The 9,243-nt window shown below is 44.5% G+C and carries 5 protein-coding genes; all 5 read left to right on the top strand.

What is annotated here, in order from left to right; genetic code table 11:
• The coding region (locus tag QT974_RS21190) for a hypothetical protein (protein ID WP_333470393.1) at positions 1 to 198 on the top strand (198 nt) is incomplete at its 5' end.
• Positions 199 to 309: 111 nt separating this feature from the next.
• Positions 310 to 1,137 (top strand): type I methionyl aminopeptidase, encoded by an 828-nt coding sequence (map, locus tag QT974_RS21185; protein WP_293155030.1) that lies wholly within the window; start codon positions 310 to 312, stop codon positions 1,135 to 1,137.
• Positions 1,138 to 1,516: 379 nt separating this feature from the next.
• A complete protein-coding gene (locus tag QT974_RS21180) occupies positions 1,517 to 2,209 on the top strand; it encodes a response regulator transcription factor (RefSeq protein WP_333470392.1) in 693 nt (230 codons plus the stop codon).
• 425 nt (positions 2,210 to 2,634) lie between these two features.
• Positions 2,635 to 3,000 (top strand): hypothetical protein, encoded by a 366-nt coding sequence (locus QT974_RS21175; RefSeq protein WP_333470391.1) that lies wholly within the window; start codon positions 2,635 to 2,637, stop codon positions 2,998 to 3,000.
• Positions 3,001 to 3,925: 925 nt separating this feature from the next.
• Positions 3,926 to 9,112: an nSTAND1 domain-containing NTPase gene (locus QT974_RS21170; RefSeq protein WP_333470390.1), complete on the top strand. Its 5,187-nt coding sequence runs from the start codon at positions 3,926 to 3,928 to the stop codon at positions 9,110 to 9,112.
• Positions 9,113 to 9,243: the final 131 nt, after the last annotated feature.

Raw genomic sequence — 9,243 nt, 5'->3', positions numbered from 1 at the left:
CCTCTCCCCCTCTCCCCCTCTCCCTCTCCCGTGCAGATTACCAAGAAAAATATTAAGCTAGCTAAAGGACAAGCGATCGACAGCTCGGAACAACACAGCGGTTTTTCCCGAAAAAACCCGATATTTGCGGTTTTTTGCTTTTATAGCAATCGCCCCAGCGATGAGGACATAAATAACCTCATGAATAGAGCCTCCTAACCCATAGCATCAACGGTTTGATTTCCTGACTGTGCAACTGTCCACTGTCCACTGTCCACTGTCCACTGCTATACCCGCCCTCAAATTACAAAATTACCTGACATTCAATACATGAATATTTTTAGCAGTCTGCTTTCTGGGCCAACCAAACAACCCCAAGTCACAAAACAGCGTCGAGGCATTGAAATTAAGTCGGAACGCGAAATCGAAATTATGCGGCAAGCTGCGAAAATTGTCGCAACGGTGCTGAAAGAAATTTCCCAACTGGTAAAGCCGGGAATGACTACTGCTGATTTGGATGTTTATGCCGAAAGACGCATCCGTGAAATGGGTGCAACTCCAAGTTTTAAAGGTTATCACGGTTTCACTGGTTCGATTTGTTCTAGCATTAATAACGAAGTTGTTCACGGCATCCCCAGCCCTAAAAAAGTAATTCGGGCTGGAGATGTTCTCAAAGTAGATACGGGAGCATATTATCAAGGTTTTCACGGCGATTCTTGCATCACGATCGCAGTTGTGGAAGTGACACCAGAATCGGCAAAATTAATTAGAGTTGCAGAAGAAGCTCTATATAAAGGTATCGAACAAGTCAAGGCTGGTGCTTATTTGCTCGATCTCGCTGGTGCGATCGAGGATCATGTCAAAAGTAACGGTTTTAGCATTGTTGAGGAGTTTACAGGCCACGGTGTCGGGCGCAATTTGCACGAGGAACCGTCGGTTTTCAATTTCCGCACCCGCGAAATGCCTAACGTGAAATTGCGATCGGGTATGACATTGGCGATCGAACCGATTTTGAATGCTGGTTCTAAGTATACTCGGACGCTGGCTGACAAGTGGACTGCTGTAACGGTTGACAATGCTATGTCTGCTCAGTTCGAGCATACTGTATTGGTGACGGATACCGGTTATGAAATTTTGACCGATCGTTCTAAAGTTTAAGTCGGAAGGAGACAAGAATAATTGTGAGATTGCCGCGCGATCGCGAACAACTCGGCGCGGTTTTGAGTTGTGAATTAAAAAAAAGATCGGTTTTTAATCATTGGATTAAAACAAAACTCAAAATTCTTGAATTTAACCACAATACGGTTTAGTTAATGATGTTTTTCCCCCGGAGATACCCCTAAATCCCCCTTAAAAAGACCCACTTCGATCAATTTCTTGTTCCCCCTTTTTTAAGGGGGCTAGGGGGATCGGGTTTAACTGAACCCTATAGGAGTTTAATCGCAATTTTTTGAGTTGCTTCTATAGAACGAGTGAAAAAATAGTTGAATTCGGCTAAATTAAAAGATAATAGTAGTAAAACGTAAGGGTAACGGATATGTCAGCACGATTATTATTGGTAGATGATGAACCGGGTTTGCGGGAAGCGGTACAAGCTTATTTGGAAGATAGTGATTTTTCGGTTGAGGTTGCTAGTAATGCTCGGGATGGCTGGGAACTTTTGCAGCAGATGAATCCGGATTTGGTGATTTCAGATATTATGATGCCGCAGGTGGATGGTTATCAGTTTCTCAAGCAAGTGCGGGAAGATCCTCGCTATAAGGCTTTGCCGGTGGTGTTTTTGACGGCTAAGGGGATGACGGGCGATCGCATTCAAGGCTATCAAGCAGGCTGCGATGCTTATCTTTCTAAGCCCTTCGATCCCGACGAGTTAGTGGCAATTGTCACGAATTTGCTTGCCCGCCGCGCGGCGGCTAAGGAGACGGGCGGCAATGCTGAAAGTCCTGATATTGCTGCTTTGGCGAGCCAAATGGCGAGAATTGAGTCTTTGCTAAGCGGGCGGAGTTCGATCGTCCAAAGCGGTTCGCCGGTTAAAATTGATTTGACTCCCCGAGAACAAAGTGTTTTAGATTTGGTTGCTCAAGGTTTGATGAATAAGGAAATTGCCCGTCGCTTGGAAACTAGCGTGCGCAATGTAGAAAAGTACGTCAGCCGTTTGTTTAGCAAGACTGGTACTAACAGCCGTACTGAGTTGGTTCGTTACGCCCTCGAACACGGCTTGACTAAGTAGGAACCGTCTAGGCGCTTGGGACTCTTCGCCAAGCAGCGTTACCAGGCTCTTCCTGGTAGCGAGAATTCTGCAAAGAATTACAAATATTCAGAGATGTCCGATGGGTGCGGTAGCTCACATCAGCTTGCTGGTAGCACTGGGGGTGCGATCGAACTTTTCGCCGCTGTGAGTCGGAGATAGACAGCTCTTCTGGAGGAAATTACTTAGAGGAAAACCTGATTGTTTAAGAGTTTTCACGTAATCAATAGAAACGGGAAGAGTTGGCCCGATGCCCTCCCTCCGGCAAACTTGCCCCGAAGTTTCACAGTTGGGGTTATATGTTCTCGAAAAATAAGCCACTATTAATTAATAGCAAGGCAGCTAAGGAGCAGCCGATGTTTGAATTTATAGCAGCACCAAAATTTAGTTGATACTAGGAGGATAGCATGGGGAAAATCACGGCGCGACAAACGATAAATGCAATGGTATTATTGCCGATCGCACTAATGGCTAATGCAGCTCAAGCTGTGGCCGCTGATACCGCTCAAACCATAGAGCCAAATCAGAAAGTGTCTGATTTTGGCGATCGGCTTGATTTAAATATGGCGGTACCAACCACCACAATCACCATTGAAGAAAGCGAGGATGCGGACACACCGGATTTTTCAGCTAACAATTTAGATGTGGAGATTGATAAAATTATGACCCAAAATCTGCAACTCGTTATTGAGGAACCGCCACCCGTAGTTTATCTCAGTGCGGCGAGGGGCCAGCAAAGCAGGGAATGCAATATTTCAGCGATTTGTGAGTAACCTCGTCCGATTTTTCCGATTTTTGGTAGCGACTTTTTTGCTCGGTATAATTTGAGCGACCGAGGCAAAAAAAAACTCAGTAAAATCCGGTGGGTTTGGCTGAAATTATGATAACAGAGTATGTATTTTCTCGGGTATGCTTTAAAGGCGATCGGTTAAAAAATTAGACAGTTTCAGCGCTTGCGCAGGAGGGCGTCGAAACCCGGTTTCTAGGAATTTCGGATGGAGGAACGACAAATCAAAAAACTTGGTTTTTGCTCCTGAGCAGCCTCTGGTTCCTTTCCTCTCAACACTTCTCTCCGAGAGAAGAATGTGAGTCCGAGGTATTTAAGGAATGAAAATTTTAGTTACTCAGTCGGCGCCCATAATTGCATAAATACGACTAATTTTGCAGCAGTAAACTCGATTGTTTCAGAGTGATATTCATGCTTAAGAACCTCCTACAAGTTGTAAGGGGAGCAGTGTACACCATACATAAGAATTCACTTCTTCGTAATAACTAATAATTTCTTCCCTCTTCCTAATCACCAATAACGAATCACCAATCACCAATAATATCAATTCCGTCAAGCCAAGGAATCATTCATCTCTCTTCTCTCTCTCTGTGTTCTCTGCGTTCTAGAAAAGTTAAATCACCTGACGATATCACCAGAATTGATCTAACGAATCACCAATCACCAATAATATCAATTCCGTCAAGCCAAGGAATCATTCATCTCTCTTCTCTCTCTCTCTCTCTCTCTTCTCTCTCTCTGTGTTCTGTGCGTTATAGAAAGGTTAAATCACCTGACGATATCACCAGAATTGATATAACGAATAACGAACAACCAATAACCAATCACCAATAACGAACAACCAATCACCAATCACCAATCACCAATCACTTCTTTCTACAGCATCTATCCTATCGCAATTTTCAAATATTATGATTAATTCGCACTGCCAACAAGACACAGCAGCACAGCAAAACAAAAGTTCGCTGCAAACCCTCTCCCGGACTCTCTCGATGTCTCAGGGGGAATTCTCGCTGATTTTGCTCAGGTGCAATTACAGTGCGATGCGAGAGGAAACGGTACGTCAATTGCGGCAAGAGTCTGGAATTGAGATTCGAGAACTTGTCCTCCCCACATCTGTTAAAACTCTGTACACGACGATAGAAACCGAACTTGCTGACAGCCAGCCCCAAGCTTTAATGGTGTTTGGATTGGAATCGGTAAGTGCGATAGATCGCGTGCTGACTTCTACCAACTACGTCAGGGAAGAATTTCGCAATAATTTTCCCTTCCCCGTGGTGCTGTGGGTGACAGACAAAATCTTAAAAAAACTCATTCGGTTAGTCACAGATATTGAGACTTGGACGACAAGCGTTGAATTTGTGCTCGGCCCAGACGAGTTGGTGGACTTTTTGGGCAAAAGTGGCGATCGCATTTTTACTCAAATTTTAGAAAGCGGCAATTGGCGTTTAAGTAATTCAGCCATTCTCGGAGCTAATTCTTTAACTGAATTAGAATCGGCAAGGCAAGATTTGGAAACTTGCAACATCAGGTTAGAACCAGCGATCGAGGCGAGTTTGCAATTTATTCGCGCCCGAAACGAGTATTTTTGTCACCGCCTAAATGAGGCTCTTGAGTTGTATCAAAATAGTCTCAAGTTTTGGAAACATCAAGTAGCATTTATTGGCCCCAAAACAGCCTTTAGCGATTTGTTGTTTACCGTTTACCCTGCACCTGTTATAGAGGGAATTATACTATTCCATATCGGTCTTTGCTACCGCTTCCAAGCAGAACAGCACCGCAGTGGCAACCGTCCTTATTGGACGGAAGCTAAAAATTATTTTCAGGAATGTATTGATGTTTTAGAACGAGCCAGACAGGCGGATGCAGTCGGTATATTCATCAATCAACTCGGCGAAGTATTGCAGCATTTAGAAGATTGGGATGCACTCTGGAATTTAGCGATTAAAGCTCGGAGGTTACACGAAAATATGAAAAATTCAACAATTAATTTAGCTCAAGATTACGGCTTTTTGGCTAAAGTAGCCTTAGAGCAAAAGAATTGGCAAGGGGCGAAAGAATGGGCTTTAGTCGCTCTAGACGCTCTCAAGTCAAATTTTGAAGCGACGGGACACGGAACGCCTGTAAAGTCTCAGCATCAAGGCTTGTATCTGTTAATTTTAGCAGAGGCTCAGAGCCAGTTGGGCGAGATGGACGAGGCGATCGCAAATTTAGAGATCGCTCGCGAGGAAACCGAGGCTTGCTACAACCCGCAACTGTATTTGAGGGTTTTAGAAATGCTGCGAGGACTCTATTTTCAGCGGGGAGAATATCTCAAAGCCTTTCAAATTAAGCAAGATTATCGAGCGGTAGAACATACGTATCGGTTCCGAGCTTTTATTGGAGCCGGAAAGTTGCAGCCGCACAGAGAAGCAATTAATCCCGCCGCCGAAACAGTTGTCGCCGCTGCTACTATTGCTGACGAAATTACTGCTTCTGGCAGAGAAGAAGACCTCAACCGTTTGATATATAGGATGAACAATACGCCAGACAAACTGACAGTAATTTACGGTCAGTCTGGAGTTGGAAAAAGTTCAATAGTCACCGGGGGATTAGTGCCTGCACTCCAGCAAAAAAAGATAGAAATGCGGACTGTTTTGCCTGTTGTGCTGCAAGTTTACAACAACTGGCCCCAGGAATTAAGCAGACAGTTATCTGCTCTTAAATCTGAAATGTTCGATCGCGAAATTTACGAGGCTCTTCCGGGAAAGGCTTCCGTAGATTTGACTGTAGCAGCAGCAGGCGCAGTAAATGGCAATCTTGGTAAGGGAGTTAACGGCACTTCGGATGTAAAAGAATCTGCTCAAATTGAGCACTCAGAGCCTGTCAAAGTAATCCTAGAAAAACAGGCGATCGAATACGATAAAATCATTAAAGAGCTGCAAATAAATTCAGAACATCTAGTGACAGTTTTGATATTTGACCAGTTTGAAGAGTTCTTTTTTGTATGGAAAGAGCCTGCGGAAAGACAGATATTTTTTAATTTTTTGCGGGAATGCTTGACAATCAAGTATTTAAAAGTAGTGCTGTCTTTGCGGGAAGACTACCTGCACTATTTGCTGGAATTTTCCAGACCAAAACACCAGAGTGAATTTATAAATAATGATATTTTGGCTGACATTCTCAGCAAAGATATTTTGTTTTATTTGGGAAATTTTTCCCAGGGCGACGCGCGATCGGTAATTCGCACTTTAACTGAACGATCGCAGTTTTACTTAGAACCAGAGCTGATCGAAGAATTAGTCAAAGATTTAGCTGGAGAATGGGGAGAAGTTCGCCCCATCGAACTGCAACTTGTGGGCGCTCAACTGCAACAAGAGGATATTAGAACTTTAAGTCAATATCAGGAACTCGGGGACAATCCGCAACACAAATTAGTTGAAAGATTTGTCGAAGAAGTTATCAAAGATTGCGGCCCAGAAAATGAAGTCGCAGCGCGCAGAGTTTTGTATTTTCTGACCGATGAAGATGAGATCCGCCCCCTCAAAACTCGGGCTGAATTAGCATCAGATTTAGCAATATTTGCCGAATCTGATAAATTAGATTTGGTCTTAGAATTGTTGGTAAAATCCGGTTTGGTTTTTCGGTGGACGGAACTGCCGATAGAGCTTTACCAGCTCGTTCACGACTATCTAGTTAGCTTCATCCGCCAGCAGCAGGAATTAGATAAAAAGGCAGAATTCGAGGAATTGCGAAAGCAAAACCAAATTAATCGAGATGAAATTGAACAAATTCGCAAAGACAGAGAGCAAGATGCTTTGTTGTCGGAAGCGAGAGACAAACAGCACCAAGCAGAAGCTCAACTTTATCAAAGTCGGAAATGGCAATTGCGGGCGGCGATTCTAGGAGTGCTGGTACTCGGAGGTGTTTCTTGGATGGGATTTGAGCAGGCAAAATTAGCAGAAAGCGCGCGTCAAGAAGCAGAGACAAGCCGGACTGACGCCCTAAATTCTGCTTCGGAAGCTTTGGTGATTTCTAATGAAAAAAATCAATTGGGAGTGTTAGAAAATAGTATCAAAATTGGTCGTGATTCTCTGAAAAGCACAGCGCTACCTGTGGATACTAAAAATAAAATTGCTGAGAGACTCAGAGAAGCAGTTTCTGGGGTGCAAGAAAGCAACCGTTTTGAGCAGCACAGCAAATTTGTTTTGGATGTGAGTGTGAGTCCCGATGGTAATTTAGTTGCTTCGGCAAGTGCGGATAAAACTGTTAAATTGTGGAGCAAAAAAGGTAAGTTATTAAAAACTTTCAAGCACGGCGATAGCGTGACGAGTGTTAGTTTTAGCCCGGATGGAAAAACGATCGCGACTGGTGGCGCCGATCGCACAATTAAAATTTGGCAAGTGGATAACGATCGAAGTCCAATCGCCACTTTATCCGGCCACACCAAAATTGTTACCAGCGTCAGTTTCAGTCCGGACGGCAAAACCCTAGCTTCCGCGAGTCACGACAACACAATCAAAATCTGGAACCTAGAGACAAAAACATTGCTACAAACCTTAACCGGACACAAAGATTGGGTGCTCGGCGTCAGTTTCAGCCCGGACGGCAAAACAATTGCGACCGGAAGCGCCGATAAAACTGTCAAACTTTGGAACCGACAAGGTAAAACCCAGAAATTTCAAATTAATCCCAAAACATTAACCAAACATTCTGACATTGTTTACAGCGTTAAGTTCAGCCCCAACAGCCAACGAATGGTCTCGGCAAGCGCCGACACCACAGCCAAAATTTGGAACGCAAAAGGTGAGGAAATCACAACTCTTAAAGGACATAACGATGCAGTTGTCAGCGCGAGTTTCAGTCGCGACGGCGAAAAGATTGTCACCGGCAGCGCCGACGATACTGTAAAAATTTGGAGTCCCAGCGGTACTTTGCTCAACACTTTTCGAGGACATCAAGACGACGTGAGAGCCGTAACTTTTAGCAGCGATGGCACGATTGCTTCCGCAAGTAAGGACAAAATGGTAAAAATTTGGCAACCAAACAAGACTCCGTTGAACAAAATTTTATCTGGTCATGAAGGCTGGGTTTATAAAGTCAGTTTTAGTGCGGACGGCAAAACAATTGCTTCTGCTAGCCGCGACCAGACGGTGAGGCTGTGGCGCCCTGACGGCAGTTTAATCAAAATCTTACAAGGTCACAATGATTCTGTTACCTGGACGGGGTTTTCGCCGGACAATAAAATTGTTGCTTCTGCCAGCGATGACAAAACGGTGAAAATCTGGAATTATCAGGGTAAACTGTTAGATACTCTCTCGCACAGCGGCATTGTTAGAAGTGTGAGTTTTAGTTTAGATGGCAAGATAATTGCTGCCGCCAGTGCCGATCGCAAATTGTACCTCTGGCGCTGGAACGGTGCGAAAGCAACTTTGCTTGCAAAACTCGATCACAGCAATCCTGTAATTAGCGTTAGCTTCAGCCCCGACGGCAAAACAATTGCTACTGCTACGGCTGCTGACGACAAGGCGATCGCCAAAAAAACGGCTGTGGAAATAACAGGAGAAAAGAGAGTTTACCTGTGGGAATTTAACGGTACGTCAGCGAAGATTGTGAAAACTCTCGACCACGGAGACAGGGTAAGAGATGTGAGTTTCAGTCCAGATGGTAAGACTCTTGCTGCTGCTGGCGCTGATAAAAAAGTTTATTTGTGGGCTGTTGGTGGTAAGGCGGCAAATTTAACTGAAAAACTCGACCACAGCGATACTGTCGAAAGCGTGAGTTTCAGTCCTGACGGCAAGTTGATTGCGGCGGCGAGTGCGGGAAATACTGTGAAGCTGTGGAATTTTGACGGCAAGCAGGCGCTGCTATCGAAGACTTTGGAATCGAGCGATCGGGTGTTGAGCGTTACTTTTAGTTCAGACAGCAAAACTCTGGCTTTTGCTAGCAGGGATCGGACTGTAATTCTGTGGCCTTTGCAGAATTTGGAGCTGAATAATATGATTGCTCGGAGTTGCGAGTGGTTGGGAGATTATTTGCAGAATGACCCTAATGTTGCTGAGGGCGATCGATTGCTTTGTCTTGGGTTTGGGAAGCAGGCGTTAAATAAGAGGAAGTAAACCCCGTTTGATCGTTCGGACTTCAGTCCTCTCTTTGTGAATGAAGAAGGACTGAAGTCCTCACTACGAACCTGGGTGAAGAAGGACTGAAGTCCTCACTACGAACCTGGGTGAAGAAGGACTGAAGTCCT

The sequence above is a fragment of the Microcoleus sp. BM001215392 genome, assembly GCF_036700185.1.
Lineage (GTDB): Bacteria > Cyanobacteriota > Cyanobacteriia > Cyanobacteriales > Microcoleaceae > Microcoleus.
This window is presented reverse-complemented; position numbering and strand designations above follow the sequence as displayed.

What these genes read in the sequence shown, in the direction of transcription:
- QT974_RS21180 (WP_333470392.1), top strand. Translation starts at nt 1,517, where the DNA reads ATGTCAGCACGATTATTATTGGTAGATGATGAACCGGGTTTGCGGGAA.
- QT974_RS21170 (WP_333470390.1), top strand. Translation starts at nt 3,926, where the DNA reads ATGATTAATTCGCACTGCCAACAAGACACAGCAGCACAGCAAAACAAA.
- map (WP_293155030.1), top strand. Translation starts at nt 310, where the DNA reads ATGAATATTTTTAGCAGTCTGCTTTCTGGGCCAACCAAACAACCCCAA.
- QT974_RS21175 (WP_333470391.1), top strand. Translation starts at nt 2,635, where the DNA reads ATGGGGAAAATCACGGCGCGACAAACGATAAATGCAATGGTATTATTG.